Source organism: Hymenobacter puniceus, assembly GCF_014333525.1.
GTDB lineage: Bacteria > Bacteroidota > Bacteroidia > Cytophagales > Hymenobacteraceae > Hymenobacter.
The window spans coordinates 172,978-188,308 of sequence record NZ_JACSCX010000002.1 but is presented as its reverse complement, the minus strand read 5'-3'; the positions used below and the strand labels follow the sequence as shown (position 1 = coordinate 188,308).

Genomic DNA, 15,331 nt, shown 5'->3' with positions numbered 1-15,331 from the left:
ACACCCCACAACGCCGCACAGCAGCAGCCCGACCTGCCGCCTCATACCGCACAAATGTTGGCTGATGGCACCGGCACCGTGGCGGAGCTTGGAGATGCTACGGCGCTTCCGGCTCGTCTTCGTCGTGGTCTTCGGGGTCCTGCTCCAGGGGCCGCATGGGCTTTTCCTCGAAGGGCGGGGCCAGATCAATGCGGCTGGGCGCAGCATCCAAGCGGCCGACGTGCACCAGCGCATCGCCCTGATTCACAACGGGCATATGGTTGAGGCCGATGATGTAGCCGGCCACGGGCGCTTCCAGACGCACGGCGTGCTCGCCATACGGGTCAGCTACGGAACCGTAAATCTGCCCTTTCTCGATGTAGTCGCCGTTGCGGACGTGGCTCCGGAACAGCCCGGCAAACTTGGCACGCAGCCAGGTGTGCCGCAAACACACGATGGCCGGATGCTCGGGCCTGGACGCATCGGCCACCATGCCCAGATAGTGCAGCACCCGAAACGTGCCCGCAATGGCCAGATCAATGCCCGACTCGTCGAGGCGTAGCGACTCGCCGGTTTCGTACACGATGATGCGCTTGCCGAGCTGCATGGCCGTTTCGCGCAGCGAGCCCGCCCGCAGCGCCGAGTGCAGCGTGAAAGGCGCCGCGAAGGCAGCGGCCAAGGCATCGGTTTCGGGGTCTTCGTTGAGCAGGCACCGAATCTGGGGCATATTGGAGCGGGCCGCACCGCCCGTATGGAAATCGATGCCGTAGTCAATAAGCGGCATAATTTCGCGCATGAAGCGGTGTGCCACGCGGCTGGCCAGCGAGCCTCGCGGGTTGCCAGGGAAGCTGCGGTTTACGTCCTTGCCATCGGGCACCTCGCGTGAAAAATTCAGAAACCCATAAATGTTGAGAATGGGTACGGCGATGATAGTACCGCGCAGTGGCCGCAGTAAGTCGCGCCGGATCAGGCGCCGGATGGTTTCAATACCGTTTACCTCGTCGCCGTGCATACCAGCCAGCAGCAGCACCGTGGGGCCAGGCACCAAGGACCGAAACACGTACACCGGAATGTCGATGACCGTGCCCGACGGCAACCGCGAAACCACCAGCCGCGTCAGCACCCGCTCGCCGGGCAGGATGGTGAGGCCATTGAGGCAGATAGCGGCTGAGTTGGGGGCAGGGGTCAAGGGCAGGGCGAAAACAGAAATAACAGACGCACTATTCGCGCCAGATGCCTTTTTTAGGCGGTAGCCCTGTTCCTACGGAAGTGCCAGCAGCTAAGGCGAAGGAAGATAAGCAACTGCCCGCTTATTCTATCTCAAACCAAGAACAGGCGCCTACTTACAGCGCTCTGCAAAATCAGGCGCAGCACTGTTTCCAATGCATTATTGCGGCATGTCCGATTGGCTATCGGGAACAGCTACGGCAACTCGGGGCGCGGACTTGGCCTTTTTCTTTTGCGCTATATCGGCCGTGTACTCAATGATTTTGCCGGCAATATCGAGGCCGGTGGCTTTCTCGATGCCCTCCAGCCCCGGCGACGAATTCACTTCCAGCACCAGCGGGCCACGTTTGCTTTGCAGCATATCTACGCCCGCAATGCCCAAGCCCAGCGACTTGGCGGCCAGCAAAGCGGCGGCTTTTTCGGCGCGGCTCAGCTTCACGAGCGTGCCCGAGCCGCCCCGGTGCAGGTTGGAGCGGAACTCGCCGTCTTTGCCTTGGCGCTTCATGGCGCCCACCACTTCACCGTTCACCACAAAAGCCCGCAGGTCGGCGCCCTTGCTTTCGGCAATGAACTCCTGCACAATGATGCGGGCCTTGAGGTTGTGGAAGGCCTCGATAACAGACTGCGCGGCCTTGGCCGACTCAGCCAGCACCACGCCCAGGCCCTGCGTGCCTTCCAGCAGCTTGATAATAACCGGCGCGCCGCCCACCTGCTCAATCATGGCCGGCACTTCGTCGGAGTAGTTGGTGAAGGCGGTTTTGGGCATGCCCACGCCGGCGCGGGCCAGAATCTGCATGGACCGGAGCTTGTCGCGGCTGCGTACAATTGCTTGGCTTTCTACGGCCGTACGCACCTTCATCATCTCGAACTGCCGTACCACGGCGCAGCCATAAAACGTGACAGAAGCTCCAATTCGCGGAATAATGGCATCGAAGCCTTCCAGCTTCTGGCCGTGGTATATGATGCCGGGCTTACCCTTTTCAAGTACCAGATTGCAGTGCAGATGGTCGAGCACCACAGCTTCGTGGCCGCGCGCTACGGCAGCTTCCACAAGGCGAGTGGTAGAATATAGCTTCGGCTCACGCGACAGAATCGCCAGTTTCATCAGTCAAAAAAATAGGGTGGATTGGAGCAGAAGTTTCCGGAAGGTTCCTGACAGCTCAGGACGGCGACGAATGCGCGGCCTGCTGGGCGCGGTAGGATACGTTGCGGCGGGTTACATCGACCACAAAGCGGCCGTGGCGTAGTAGCAAGCGGCCCAACAGCACAGGATACTTCATATCGGACCGGTCAGACAACGAGAATTCGGTGTCGAAATCCTCGCCAAATATCCGCATAACTGCCCGGATAACGTAGCGTTCCTGCACGTCGCCATTGGAGCTTTTAATATCGCGCAAACTAAAGTCAGTGAATTCCATGGGCGTACCATCAAAATTCGGGTGCGACGGGTCCAGCAATTGCACGTGCAGGCACTGGCGGCCGTCGGGCCGGGTAGCCAGATGGATGTTAGAGCAATGAATGGCGCTGGTGTAAGCGCCGGTATCCACTTTGGCTTCCACGCCCCACAGCTGGAACTGCGGAAAATCCACTAGTTCTCGTCGGCCTACCACCCGCTTCGGAATACGCAGTTTTTTCATTGTGCGAGCAAGATAATGGCAGTTAATAGAAGAACGTCATTCCGAGTGAGGGCGAAGCCGCAGCCTGGGAATCTCGCGTGCTGATGTTGTAGTAGTGATTACCACACTAGCGAGATTCCTCGGCTGCGGCTTCGCCCTCACTCGGAATGACGTTCCTTTAACCTTTATAGCTGATACGGTACACGGCGTCGTTCTGGTCGTCGCTGACGAGCAAGGAGCCGTCGGGCAGCACCAGCAGGCATACAGGGCGGCCCCAGGCTTTCTGGCCCTGCAGCCAGCCTTCGGCAAAGGTTTCGTAGCCAGTGGCCTGCTTGCCGCTGGCGTCCAGCTTCACCATGGTGATGCGGTAGCCGAGCTTGCTGGTGCGGTTCCAGGAGCCGTGCTCCGGAATCAGGATCTGGTTGCGGTACTGTGCCGGAAACTGCTTGCCGGTGTAGAACTTCATACCCAACGCCGCTACGTGCGGCCCCAGCTTGCGGGCCGGTTTCTGGTAGGTCTCAGCAGAGCGGCCTTTGCTGAGCTGCGGATCGGGCACGTCGCCGGCGAAGAAGTAAGGGAAGCCAAAGTGCAGGCCGGGGCTGGCGGCGCGGTTCAGCTCGTCGGGCGGCAGGTTGTCGCCGAGCATGTCGCGGCCGTTATCCGTAAACCAGAGGGCTTTATCCTGCGGACTCCAGTCGAAGCCAACCGTGTTGCGCACGCCCTGGGCAAACACTTCCAGGCCGGTACCGTCTGCGTTGAGGCGGTTGATAGTACCGTAGATGGGCTCTTCGGGTAGGCAGGAGTTGCAGGGGGCCCCTACCGGCACGTACAGCTTGCCATCGGGCCCGAAGGCAATGTAGCGGTAGCCGTGCCAGTCTTTGTTGGGCAGCTGGCCATACACCACGGCGGGCTTGGGCTTTTGCCGGAGCGTGCCTGCAATATTGTCGTAGCGCAGAATCCGGTTGATTTCGGCCACGTAGAGGGCGCCGTTGCGCACGGCCACGCCGTTGGGCGCGTTCAGGCCAGTTGCTATGGTCACTACCTCATCGGCGCGGCCGTCCTTGTTGCGGTCGGGCAGGGCGTATACTTTGTCGTCCTTGGTGCCTACGTACACGGTGCCATCGGGGCCCACAGCCAGTTCCCGGGCACTTTTCACATTTTGGGCAAAATAGCTGATGGTGAAGCCGGCCGGAAGCTTAATCTTGCTCAGGTTAGCGTCAGCCGCAGCAGGCGCAGCCAGGCGGCCGGGCGCAGAAGCCGCCAGCATTAGCGGAGCGAGCAGCAGGACAGGAAGGAAGTGGCGCGTTGTCATATACTGCCTACAACTCCCGGGCCGCCGCGAAGGTTGCTTGGCAGTACGTATTGGGTGCTGAGTAGCAGGCACTGACGCTACGCAACAAGAAGCAGCGCGAACTTTGCAGTTCGCGTCTCCGCGCCGTTCAGGCGGCTTTCCTGGCGTGCAGACGCGAGCTGCAAAGTTCGCGCTGCTTCTCAGCGGCGCTTCAACAAAGACACTGCCTAACAGCAGCCAGGTATTGCGTACAAGTAATCAGCAAGGGACATTACTCGCTACTTCCTACTCAATACCTACTACTCAGTACCAATTACCGGTTGCCTTCGCGCTGCTGGCGCACCAGCTTTTCGTATTCGCGCTCCGAGAGCCTGGACTTGCCGAAGCCGCCGTACACGCCCAGGCCGTTCATGAGCACGCCGAAGCCCCAGAATGCAGTAGCCCATACCGGCCACGGAATTCCGCCATGGTCGTGGCGGTCGGTTAGGGCCCAGATAATCCAGAGCAGCGCATTCACGGCTACGTAGGTGAACAGGTGCGACTTGAATTTGGCGCGGTCTTTTGCCATGCGCCACAGTTGGGGGTCACGGTCGGTAGTTTCCATGGGAAAAGCGTTTTTTTGGCTGGATGATGATCAAACGTACGCCACGCCATTAATATAGCAAATCGAATATTACCCAAGTAGCTCAGGTTGCCGCTGAAACGTCGAAAATCAGCCTTGAGCTGTAGACGCACTCTTTATACATTCAGTGCTACGCGGGAGGTGCGGCAGATTCTGGCGCAGCATGCACTGCCGCAGGAAGTGATGTTCGATCAGGAAAGTGAGCAACTCTATCAGCAGGCACTCCGACTACCTGCCGGCTAGGGAATAAACGGCGTTTCGGTGGGCGAAATTTTGTATATTAGGAACACGCCCGCGCTCAGCCATGGGCCTGCTCTGCTCCACTTCCTACCCACACGCCGCCATGGAACTCACCCCCCACCTTCCTGCCACCCGCCCACCCCGCACCAGCGCCGGCAACCCCATCTGGCTGGATGTGCTGCGCCTGCTGCTGGGTGTATTCCTGCTGATTAAGGGCCTGTCGTTTCTGGACCACAGTACCGATGTGTACTACCTGCTCAGCCAGCAGCAGCCTTGGGATGTTCTGAAAAAAACGTCGCTGTTCGTGAGCTTTTTCCACATTGTGGGAGGCCTGATGATTGCCACCGGCACCCTTACGCGCTTCGCCCTGATGTGCCAGCTCCCGATTCTGCTGGGCGCGGTGCTGCTGGTGAACTCGCAGAACGGCTTCAAGCTAGCCAACACCGAACTGTGGGTTTCCACGCTGGTGCTGATGCTGTGCCTGCTGTTTATGATAGTGGGGCCGGGCCGGTATTCAATTGACAACAAAGTATTGCGCCAGGCCCAATAGGCCTACCCCAGCCGCGACACGCCGCCCGACACAATGAACTTCATGGCGTCGGAGCTGGGCAGCTCCAGATGCGTGACGCTGGCCATGGGCACGAGCACCAGCTCACCGGAGAAGTTGTAGGAGTGCGGAAAGTACACGGCCACTAGGTCGGGGCGGTGCAGCGCGGCCAGGTCGTCCTGGGTGATGAAGCCCATCTTGAACACGTTGTCTTGGGCATTGAGGCGCACCAGTACGGGACAGTTGAACTTCTGGTTGTCGCCGACGAAGGCGTCGAACAGGTCTTTGAGGCTGGAATAGATGATGCTGACCAGCGGCGTACGATGCAGAATCCGTTCGGCAATCACCAGAAACGGCCGCACCATAAACGACTTCGCCACGAAGCCCACGGCCGTTATCAACAGCACGGCCACCACCAGCCCCAGCCCCGGCACATCAAAGCTCAGATCCTCGAACAGGTTGTTGAGCCAGCGAAACAACGAGTACAGAATGTAGATCGTCAGGCCGAGAGGCGCTACAATGAGGAAGCCGTTGAGGAAGTAGTTGATCAGTTTGCGCATGCCACGAAGGTAGCATAGGCAGCTTCCTGAGTTATTAAGAGCGTGTTTGGGAATTTGCGAAGAACGTCCTGCTTCGACAAGCTCAGCAGGACGTTCTTCGCAAATTCCCAGACACGCTCTAAAAAGCTATAAGCCGCAAGCTGCAAACACGTGAATGGTTCGTGCTTGCAGCTTGCGGCTTATAGCCTGGTGCGCCATTAGGCTACCTGCGCCGCCATTTCTTCAATCCGGTCTTTCACCCGCTCCATCAGCCACATGGGCGTGCTGGTGGCGCCGCAGATGCCTACCGATTCAGCGTCGTGAAACCACTCGTCGAGTATTTCCTGCTCGTTCTCGACAAAGTAGCTGCGCGGGTTGGTTTTATTGACCACCGAAAACAGGGCCTTGCCATTAGAGCTTTTGCGGCCACTCACAAAGATGATAACGTCGTGCAGTACCGCAAACTTGGCCAGCGCCGGCTCGCGGTTGCTCACCTGCCGACAGATGCTGTCGTTGGCATCAAACGACTCCAGCGAGCCGCCGGCTGCCTGAATGCGCTGCTCCATCAGGGCTTTCATGTGGTAGAAGCCGGCGGTGCTTTTGGTGGTCTGGCTGAAGAGCGTGACAGGCCGCGAGAAGTCCACTTGGTCGAGGTCGGCTTCGGTCATAACAATGATGGCGCGGTTGCCGGTCTGGCCGGTGAGGCCGGCCACTTCGGCGTGGCCGGGCTGGCCATAGATGACGATCTGGCCGTTCTGGCGCTGGCTGGCGTCGAAGGCGTGCTTCACGCGGTTCTGCAGCTTCAGCACCACCGGGCACGAGGCGTCAATCAGCTCGATGTTGTTGCGCAGCGCCAGCTGGTAGGTTTCCGGCGGCTCGCCGTGCGCCCGAATCAGCACCTTGCAGTTGTGCAGCTGCTCCAGCTGCTCCCGGTCGATGATGCGCAGGCCTTTGCCGTGCAGGCGTTCCACTTCCATGCGGTTGTGCACGATGTCGCCCAGGCAATACAGGGTTTCGTCGTGGGCTAGCTCATCCTCCGCCATCTGAATGGCGAATTCAACGCCAAAGCAATAGCCGGAATTCTTATCTATCGTGACGTTCATCTGATCAGGGATTAGGGCTTGGGGCTTAGGAAGTAGGCGTAGAGGCAGACATCAGACAATCAGCGAAGCCGTGGCTCTGCAATTCCGATGCCTAAGCCCCAGGCCCTATCTACCAAGCCCTAAACTTATACAACCACTTCATTGCCATTCCGTTCGGGGCCGGCGCCAGCGGCTAGGGCAAACAGCGTAGCCGACACCCGCTCCAGCACGAAATCCACCTGCTCGTCGATCATCATGTGGGTGGTGTCGAGCAATACGGCGTCGGGGGCACGGCGCAGAGGGCTTTCGGTGCGGGTGGAGTCGAGGTGGTCGCGCTTGCGCAGGTTTTCCACAATTTCCTCTACTGCCACCTGCTCTCCTTTCACGGCCAGCTCTTCCTGGCGGCGCTCGGCGCGGGTCAGCACCTCGGCGGTCATAAATACCTTCACTTCGGCATCCGGAAATACGGTGGTGCCAATGTCGCGGCCATCCATCACTACGCCGCGCTTGCGGGCCATGCGCTGTTGCTGGGCTACCATAGCATGGCGCACCGCCGGAATGCCCGACACCTCACTCACGAGGTTGGAGATGCGCATCTGCCGGATTTCGTCCTCGCGAATAGTTCCATCAAGGCACAGCTCGTTGCGGCCGGTTTTGCGGTTGCGCTTGAAGGTGATGTGCAGCTCGTGCAGGGCCCGTTCCACGCCGGGCAGGTCGTCGAAGGCAATATCGTGCTCCAGCAGGTAGAGCGTCACGGCCCGGTACATGGCGCCGGTGTCGATGTAAGCATAGCCCAGCTCGGCGGCCACGGCTTTGGCCGTCGTGCTTTTGCCGCACGAAGAGTAGCCGTCGATGGCAATGACGATTTTTCTCATGGCTGATTCTCTCGGCCCGGGTTGGCTGCTGGGTGAACTCACGAAATCCAGGTTTTACGACGCGGGGCCGCAGCCAGCCGTTCGGGTACACCCGCAAAAAACGCGGCCACCGACTCGGGCGCGCCCTTGTCCAGTTGCTGCGAAATGCGGTAAAAAGGGTTGAAAAAGCTGTGTTGTTTGATGCCAACGCCCGTGGTGCCATCGGGGCCCTGGGCCCAGGTGCCGCCAAACGTTTCCACCAGGCACTGTCCCAGAAAGCAGCCCAGCGCCATTACCACGCCTTCGCGGGTGGCGGGCGTCAGACTGGGGCGCTGCGCCTCAATAAACTCGGCAAGGCGCTGCACGGCGGAGGCATCGTAGGCATTCACCTGCAGCTGCTGGCGCACGGCCTCAGCAGCAGCGGTAAGGGAAGCAAGCGGATTTGGCGTGGGTTCAGGCATACGTGTCATTTAGCCGTTGACAGGAGAGAATGCCACACAGATACGTGCTGCCAGCTTAGCTGAAAGTCGGAGGCTCATGCAGCAGCAGATTAGTGACTTTCGCACGGACAGGGCAGCTTGCCGAATTTGGCCTTGCGCTTCATGGAGGCCGTTTTCTTTTGCTGTGGGGTGCGGTTCGCGCAGCCCGTGGCAGCAAGGCCCGAACCCAGCACAAGGGTGGCCATCAGCAAAGTCACAATCTTTCTCACGGGCGCAGATTTTGGGCAAATATACGGTTCTTTACCCGTTCGCCTTGGCTTAACCTCAACTTTCCCCACGTTTCGCTCCTGCCCCATGTCCGCTAGTTTTCAGCTCACGGCCAACGTCATCGACTTGTTTGCCAACACCATAGCCCCGGCCGTAGTGCACGTATCCGATGGCCACATTCAGTCCATCAGCCCCATCGACGGCGCCGCGCCTGACCCGACCCTGCCCTACGCCCTGCCCGGCTTCGTGGATGCGCATGTGCACGTTGAAAGCTCCCTGCTGATACCGGCCGAGTTTGCCCGGCTGGCCGTGGTGCACGGCACCGTAGCCACCGTCTCCGACCCACACGAAATCGGGAACGTGCTGGGCGTGGCGGGCGTGGAGTTCATGTTGGAAAGCGGCCGGCAGGTGCCGTTCAAGTTCTGCTTTGGCGCGCCCTCCTGCGTGCCGGCCACGCCCTTTGAAACGGCCGGTGCCGAAATCACGGCCCAGGACATCGAGCAGCTGTTCCAAAACCCTGAAATCGGCTATCTGGCCGAAATGATGAACTGGCCCGGCGTGCTCAGCCGCGACGCCGGTGTGATGGAAAAAATCCAGCTGGCCCAACGCTACGGCCGCCCCGTGGATGGCCATGCGCCCGGCCTGCGCGGTGCCGACGCTGCCCACTACGCCTCGGCCGGCATCAGCACCGACCACGAGTGCTTTACGGCCGCAGAGGCGCTCGACAAGCTAGCCGTGGGCATGAAGATTCTGATTCGGGAGGGCTCAGCGGCCCGCAACTTCGACGCCCTGATTGAGCTGCTGCCCAAGCACCACGAGCACCTGATGTTCTGCTCCGACGACAAGCACCCTGATACGCTGGTACTGGGCCACATCAACCAGCTGGTGCAGCGGGCAGTGGCCCTGGGCCAGGACGTACTGAAAGTGCTACGCGTGGCTTGCCGCAACCCCGTGGAGCACTATCGGCTGCCCGTGGGCTTGCTGCGCGCAGGCGACCCCGCCGACTTCATCGTGGTAGACAACCTGACCGACTTCCGCGTGCGCCAGACGTATCTGAACGGCGAGCTAGTGGCCGAAAACGGCCAGACGCGCATTGCCTCGGTGCCCGGCCGCGAAGTCAACAACTTCCACGCCCGCCTCGTTTCGGCCACCGAGTTCCAGCTGCCTGCTCCGAGCCCGGGACAGCCAGATACCAGCCCTGAAATCCGCGTTATCGAGTGCTTCGACGGCCAGCTTATCACAGCCCGCCACGATGTGCCGGCCCGCGTGGAAAACGGCTTGGTAATGCCCGACGTGGCGCAGGACATCCTTAAGCTAACCGTAGTGAACCGTTACCACGCCGCGCCGCCGGCCGTGGCTTTCATCCAGGGTTTCGGGCTGAAGCGCGGCGCATTGGCCAGCAGCGTCGGCCACGACTCGCACAACATCACGGCCGTGGGCTGCGACGACGAGAGCCTTGCCCGGGCTGTTAACCTGGTGATGGAAGCCAAAGGCGGCCTGGCCGCCGTAGGTGCCGACGGCGAGGAGCTGCTATTGCCGCTGCCCGTAGCCGGCCTCATGTCCAGCCAGGACGGCTACCGCGTGGCCGCCGACTACGCCGCCATCGACGCCCTGTCGCGGCAGCTGGGCTCCCCGCTGGGCGCGCCGTTCATGACGCTTTCCTTTATGGCGCTGCTCGTTATTCCCAGCCTCAAGCTCAGCGACAAAGGCCTGTTCGACGGCGAGGCTTTCCGTTTTGTGGAAGCCGTGGTGTGACCTCACTCCCTCCCCCCTCTCCAGAAGAGCGGGGGAACTAGATTTAGTAAAAACTAAAAAGCCCACCGAAGCGTCCGGTGGGCTTTTTTCAAGGCTGAATTTTTGGAGCCAGTTCCTCCTCTCATTTGGAATGGGGGCTGGGAGGCGAGGTTAGAACCGCTTGTTCAATAACTTCTCCATCTTTTCCTCTGTCAGAGGCTTTGAGAGGTACTCGATGTTGGGATACTGCGCTACACGGGCTGTATCGGCGGCGTGCATAGAGGTAGTCAGCACCGTCAGTACTGTGCGCTGGCGCACTGATTCTGGCAGCTCATTGAAGCGCTGCAGAAATTCAAAGCCATCCATACCCGGCATTTTTAGGTCCACGAATACCAGATCGGGAGTGTCGTGGGCAGGTGCTCCAGTTGTTTCCTGCCCCCACAATGCCTGAAATGCTTGTTCCGCACGGGCAAACGTCAGAATATTATCGGCTACCTCCAGGCGGTTGAGCAGGCGGTTGTTCAGGAAAATAGTGGTTTCGTTGTCGTCAATCAACACCACACTACGCAGCTTATTTGGCATGGCCGGGGCTCTAAAAGGTTGGTAGCAAACAGGCAGCACGGCCCTTGACAGCTATAGGTAGTACGGCCTACAGCCAGCCCTGGGCCTGCATCCACTCATCATTGTAAATTTTGCCCAGGTAGCGCGTGCCATGGTCGGGCAGGATGATAACCATCGTGTCGCCTTCCTGCAGATGCTCGCGGGCATATTCCAAGGCGCCGTGCACAGCTGAGCCGCAGCTCCAGCCCACAAACAGTCCTTCTTCCTTGGCCAGGCGGCGCGTCATCACGGCGGCATCCTGGTCGGTTACTTTAATGAACAGGTCAATCAGGTCGAAGTCGACATTCTTGGGCAGAATATCTTCGCCGATACCTTCGGTTTTGTACGGATAGATTTCGTTTTCGTCGAAAACCCCCGTTTCCTTGTATTTCTTGAACACCGAGCCGTACGTATCGAGGCCTACGGCCACAATGGCGGGGTTCTGCTCCTTCAGGTACTTGGCCGTGCCACAGATGGTGCCGCCCGTGCCCACGCCGCAGGCCAAGTGTGTGATGGTGCCTTCCGTCTGCTTCCACAGCTCCGGGCCGGTGCCTTCGTAGTGCGCCGCCGTGTTCGACAGGTTGTCGTACTGGTTGGGGTAAAACGAGTTAGGTGTTTCCTCGCTCAGACGCTTGGCCACCGAGTAGTAGGAACGCGGGTCTTCGGGGGCCACATCTACGGGGCACACCACTACCTGCGCGCCCACAGCCCGCAGAATGTCCTGCTTTTCCTTGCTTTGCTTGTCGCTCATCACGAAGATGCAGCTGTAGCCTTTGGCAATAGCGGCCAAAGCCAGGCCCATGCCGGTGTTGCCGCTGGTGCCCTCGATAATGGTGCCGCCGGGCTTCAGCAAACCGGCCTTTTCGGCGTCTTCCACCATCCGAACGGCCATGCGGTCTTTCACCGAGTTGCCGGGGTTAAAGTATTCCACCTTGGCCAGGACAGTGCCTTTGATGCCGTCGGCGAGGCGGTTGAGTTTCACCAGCGGTGTGTTGCCGATGGCCTCAACAATGTTATTCAGGTACATGGGTAAGCGTGAGAGGTGAGAGGGGGAATTTTGGGGAGAGCGGAAAGCAAAGGTACGGATTTCGGCCGGGGCGTTTGCCTGCTACTGCGGGCGAAGCGAGGAATCTGCCTGATCTATAAGGTTGTTTGGCTGTGCCAGGCGGTTTGGTGCACGCTGGCTTTTCACCCGGATTCCTCGCCTCGCCCGGAACAATAAGGAGCTTGCCCCGGCCTTAAAAAAGGCTACTTTTGCACACCGGTTGCCCTATGGGCCACCCAATATCCCACCCTCAACCGAATAGCTTCTCTAACTCCCTCTACGAATGAGTGTTCTGGTAAACAAGGATTCTAAAGTGATTGTGCAGGGCTTTACCGGCTCTGAAGGCTCGTTCCACGCGCAGCAGATGATTGAGTACGGCACCAACGTTGTAGGCGGCGTAACGCCCGGCAAAGGCGGCACCCAGCACCTCGACCGTCCCGTGTTCAACACCGTGGCCGAAGCCGTAGAGCAGGCCGGCGCCGACACCAGCATCATCTTCGTGCCCCCGGCTTTCGCCGCCGACGCCATTATGGAAGCGGCCGACGCGGGCATTAAAGTGATTGTCACCATCACCGAAGGCATCCCGACCAAGGACATGATTGCGGTGAAGGAATATCTGAAAGGCCGCGAAGGGCTGCGCATGATCGGGCCGAATTGCCCTGGCGTAATGACCGCCGGCGAGTGCAAAGTGGGCATCATGCCCGGCTTTATCTTCACGAAAGGCAAAATCGGCATCGTTTCCAAGTCGGGCACCCTGACGTACGAAGCCGTAGACCAGCTCACTAAGGCCGGCCTAGGCCAGACCACGGCCATCGGTATCGGCGGCGACCCCATCATCGGCACGACGACGAAAGAAGCTGTAGAGCTGCTGATGAACGACCCCGAAACTGAAGGCATCGTGATGATCGGTGAAATCGGCGGCGGCATGGAAGCCGAAGCTGCTCGCTGGATCAAGGAAACCGGCAACAAGAAGCCTGTAGTCGGCTTCATTGCCGGCCAAACGGCACCTCCCGGCCGCCGCATGGGCCACGCCGGTGCCATCGTTGGCGGCGCCGACGACACGGCCGCTGCCAAAATGGCCATTATGCGCGAGTGCGGCATCCACGTGGTGGATTCGCCCGCCGAAATCGGCGACACCATGCTGCGCGTACTGGGCGGCAAGTAGTCGGTTACTGACAGTTGCTTTTATGAAAAGAGCCCCGGCGCAAGTCAGGGCTCTTTTTTTATATGTACATTTCCTTTATTTGGAAAAATTATAAGCCCTATTTCTAGCATGCGCATTAACATTGAAAAAGCCCTGTCAGCCATCAGTTTGCTGACGACCGTTGCCTGCACCAAGGAAGTCGAGAAAATCGTTGTGCAGGATAAGATGTACAGTTGGGCGGAGGTGAAGCAGCTTTTCGGCAGCCAGAAGATTATCGTACAAATGACCCAGGACGCGTCCTCGCTGTATTTGCAGCAGCTGGGCTATCTGGGCCGACTTACGCCGCTGCCGGGCGCTGTCGGACCAAACCAGCCAGGCTACTATGGGGCGGTTACGCAGATATTCCAACCTCTGCCATATGATCTGCGCAGCCAGATTCCCATGAATGCGCAGTTTTATCTGAAGCCGGTTGGCAACGACAACACGATTCTACGGGCATTTCCTACGACCTATTCTCCCCCCGACAACTTTCCTGCTGATATCAATCTACGACGTCTCGATCCGACGGCAGCTGAATTTGTCATCAATCAGTCAAGCCCCCCATACTTTGGATTCGGTGCTATCACCCGCAACAACGTTTCTCTGGTAGGCTACTCGGTAGCCCCCGCCGACCGGGCACTGCACCTTGTGCTGAGCCGGCTGACGCTGGAATCGGGTGTGCCTAAAGGCCCCGTGACAGTTACCTCACGCGTCCTTGCTGTTCCCTTGCTGCAGGCGCATCCCTACACCATCACGGCTATTGACGATTATTTTCTGGTAAACGTCATTACACAAGGTCTGTACAAAATCAGCGAAAGCGGCCAGGTAAAGCAGGTTATGGCTTCTTCAGATGCCGCTATAGTTTCCTATCACAAGTACAAAGGCTTGATGTATGCCATCAACAACTCCGGCCAGAACGGAGTATTTATCTCTTCCGATGACGGAGAAACCTGGCAGCTACGCAATGGCGTTCCGAACTACTTTACTTTTAGCACCTTTCACGCAGTTGGTGACAGTATTGTGGGCATCACGCACGGGATTGAGAACAACAGTCTGTACACACTGCGCTGGCAGGGCAACACCCCGCGCGTGCGCGAACTGAAGAATGACGGCTTAAACCGGACCGACTTCACGGACTTGGCGCAACTCGGCGACACTGTGTATCTGAGTACTACGAGCGGCTTGTTCAAACGACCCCTGAGTTCCTTTTTTGAGAACCGCTAGCCAGCCATTTGGTCATCTGCGGCCAGCCTACTTCCCGCCACTCTGCCCGCCCACATTCACCACGATACCGAGCTGAAACACAGAGTTGGCGGCCTTCACGTATTTACGGGGGATGAGGCCGAAGTTGCTGCCGCTGATGAGCTGCAGCTGCAGCGGGCCCAGCACCTCGATGCGGGTGTAGGTGATGGGCTCGAAGAAGATGTTGTACTCGGGGGCACGGGCCACGCCGTTGAGGCGAAAGTCGGTGATTTGCACGTAGCTGGCGCGCATGGCCGTGCCGTAATTGAAGGGCCAGTCGCGACCGAGGACGTGGAAGCTTTTCTTTTCCTTGGACGTGTAATTGGCCTGCAGAAAGTACTTGTGGAGCGTGCCTTCACGGGTTTCGGTGGGCAGATTGGTTTCGCGGCTGTACTCGGTGTATTTGGTGGCCCCGATGCCCACACCGCCGTAGATTTCCAGTACGCGGCGGTCCTGGCGCAACCGGGTGAAATAGCCTAGGCCGCCTTCCACGAAGTCGTGGTCTTCGGTCTGGCGATTATTTTTGGAGCCGAAAAAGCTTTGCTTTTTATCGGCGTGCAGAAAGGAAGCCGAGGCCATGACGCCCAAATGGTCGGTGACGGCATAGGCACCCTGCACGGCGGTGTTCTGGCTGAAATTGGTATGAATGCCGGCGCTCCATTCGCCCTTCTGGGTGAGCAATGGCACTTGCGGCGGCGGTGGGAAGTAGAGCGACGAGCAGCCAGCCAGCATGGGCAGCAGCAAAAACAGAAACACGCGAAATAAAGCAGGCATAAAAACCGAAGGCAGTGAAAAACCGGTGACAAAACGCCCGGAATAGAGT

The 15,331-nt window shown here is 59.1% G+C and carries 15 protein-coding genes and 1 pseudogene; 4 read left to right on the top strand and 12 right to left on the bottom strand.

Translation table 11 applies throughout. The features are described from left to right. Positions 1 to 97 precede the first annotated feature (97 nt). The 5 genes from H8B14_RS05890 to H8B14_RS05870 form a co-directional block, all read right to left on the bottom strand. A complete protein-coding gene (locus H8B14_RS05890; protein WP_187314697.1) occupies positions 98 to 1,168 on the bottom strand; it encodes a succinylglutamate desuccinylase/aspartoacylase family protein in 1,071 nt (356 codons plus the stop codon). 198 nt (positions 1,169 to 1,366) lie between these two features. After that, entirely contained in the window at positions 1,367 to 2,311 is a 945-nt protein-coding gene (gene rimK / locus H8B14_RS05885; protein WP_187314696.1) for a 30S ribosomal protein S6--L-glutamate ligase, read from the bottom strand. 55 nt (positions 2,312 to 2,366) lie between these two features. Continuing rightward, positions 2,367 to 2,843 carry an ATP-dependent zinc protease family protein gene (locus H8B14_RS05880; RefSeq protein ID WP_187314695.1) on the bottom strand — a complete coding sequence of 159 codons (477 nt, stop codon included), beginning with the start codon at positions 2,841 to 2,843 and terminating at the stop codon, positions 2,367 to 2,369. Between the two features lie 157 nt (positions 2,844 to 3,000). Beyond that, positions 3,001 to 4,134 carry a PQQ-dependent sugar dehydrogenase gene (locus tag H8B14_RS05875; RefSeq protein WP_187314694.1) on the bottom strand — a complete coding sequence of 378 codons (1,134 nt, stop codon included), beginning with the start codon at positions 4,132 to 4,134 and terminating at the stop codon, positions 3,001 to 3,003. 292 nt (positions 4,135 to 4,426) lie between these two features. After that, a complete protein-coding gene (locus tag H8B14_RS05870; RefSeq protein ID WP_187314693.1) occupies positions 4,427 to 4,717 on the bottom strand; it encodes a 2TM domain-containing protein in 291 nt (96 codons plus the stop codon). A 361-nt stretch (positions 4,718 to 5,078) separates the two neighbouring features. Between H8B14_RS05870 and H8B14_RS05865 the strand changes: the two genes are divergently transcribed. Then, entirely contained in the window at positions 5,079 to 5,525 is a 447-nt protein-coding gene (locus tag H8B14_RS05865) for a DoxX family protein (RefSeq protein WP_187314692.1), read from the top strand. 2 nt (positions 5,526 to 5,527) lie between these two features. On the opposite strand, the gene H8B14_RS05860 is transcribed toward H8B14_RS05865, so the two are convergent. The 4 genes from H8B14_RS05860 to H8B14_RS05845 form a co-directional block, all read right to left on the bottom strand. Beyond that, entirely contained in the window at positions 5,528 to 6,082 is a 555-nt protein-coding gene (locus H8B14_RS05860; RefSeq protein ID WP_187314691.1) for a DUF502 domain-containing protein, read from the bottom strand. A 197-nt stretch (positions 6,083 to 6,279) separates the two neighbouring features. Next, positions 6,280 to 7,164 carry a 4-hydroxy-3-methylbut-2-enyl diphosphate reductase gene (locus H8B14_RS05855; RefSeq protein ID WP_187314690.1) on the bottom strand — a complete coding sequence of 295 codons (885 nt, stop codon included), beginning with the start codon at positions 7,162 to 7,164 and terminating at the stop codon, positions 6,280 to 6,282. A 125-nt stretch (positions 7,165 to 7,289) separates the two neighbouring features. Next, the gene (gene cmk, locus H8B14_RS05850) at positions 7,290 to 8,018 is read right to left on the bottom strand and encodes a (d)CMP kinase (protein WP_187314689.1); all 729 of its coding nucleotides are present in this window, start codon (positions 8,016 to 8,018) and stop codon (positions 7,290 to 7,292) included. 38 nt (positions 8,019 to 8,056) lie between these two features. Next, a complete protein-coding gene (locus H8B14_RS05845) occupies positions 8,057 to 8,458 on the bottom strand; it encodes a hypothetical protein (RefSeq protein WP_187314688.1) in 402 nt (133 codons plus the stop codon). 333 nt (positions 8,459 to 8,791) lie between these two features. Between H8B14_RS05845 and ade the strand changes: the two genes are divergently transcribed. Continuing rightward, complete coding sequence (ade, locus tag H8B14_RS05840) at positions 8,792 to 10,459, top strand: adenine deaminase (RefSeq protein WP_187314687.1); 1,668 nt, start codon at positions 8,792 to 8,794, stop codon at positions 10,457 to 10,459. 150 nt (positions 10,460 to 10,609) lie between these two features. Here the strand turns inward: ade and H8B14_RS05835 are convergent, their stop codons facing one another. Together H8B14_RS05835 and H8B14_RS05830 are read right to left on the bottom strand one after the other, a co-directional pair. Further along, positions 10,610 to 11,020 (bottom strand): response regulator, encoded by a 411-nt coding sequence (locus H8B14_RS05835; protein WP_187314686.1) that lies wholly within the window; start codon positions 11,018 to 11,020, stop codon positions 10,610 to 10,612. Between the two features lie 70 nt (positions 11,021 to 11,090). Then, positions 11,091 to 12,065 (bottom strand): annotated as a pseudogene (locus tag H8B14_RS05830) (PLP-dependent cysteine synthase family protein); the annotation flags it as partial. Between the two features lie 301 nt (positions 12,066 to 12,366). On the opposite strand from H8B14_RS05830, the gene sucD reads away from it, so the two are divergent. Both sucD and H8B14_RS05820 read left to right on the top strand, forming a co-directional pair. Beyond that, positions 12,367 to 13,248 (top strand): succinate--CoA ligase subunit alpha, encoded by an 882-nt coding sequence (gene sucD / locus H8B14_RS05825; protein ID WP_187314684.1) that lies wholly within the window; start codon positions 12,367 to 12,369, stop codon positions 13,246 to 13,248. A 108-nt stretch (positions 13,249 to 13,356) separates the two neighbouring features. After that, the gene (locus H8B14_RS05820) at positions 13,357 to 14,490 is read left to right on the top strand and encodes a hypothetical protein (RefSeq protein WP_187314683.1); all 1,134 of its coding nucleotides are present in this window, start codon (positions 13,357 to 13,359) and stop codon (positions 14,488 to 14,490) included. A gap of 27 nt (positions 14,491 to 14,517) precedes the next feature. Here H8B14_RS05820 and H8B14_RS05815 read toward each other — a convergent pair whose 3' ends face one another. Further along, complete coding sequence (locus H8B14_RS05815; protein ID WP_187314682.1) at positions 14,518 to 15,282, bottom strand: hypothetical protein; 765 nt, start codon at positions 15,280 to 15,282, stop codon at positions 14,518 to 14,520. Positions 15,283 to 15,331: the final 49 nt, after the last annotated feature.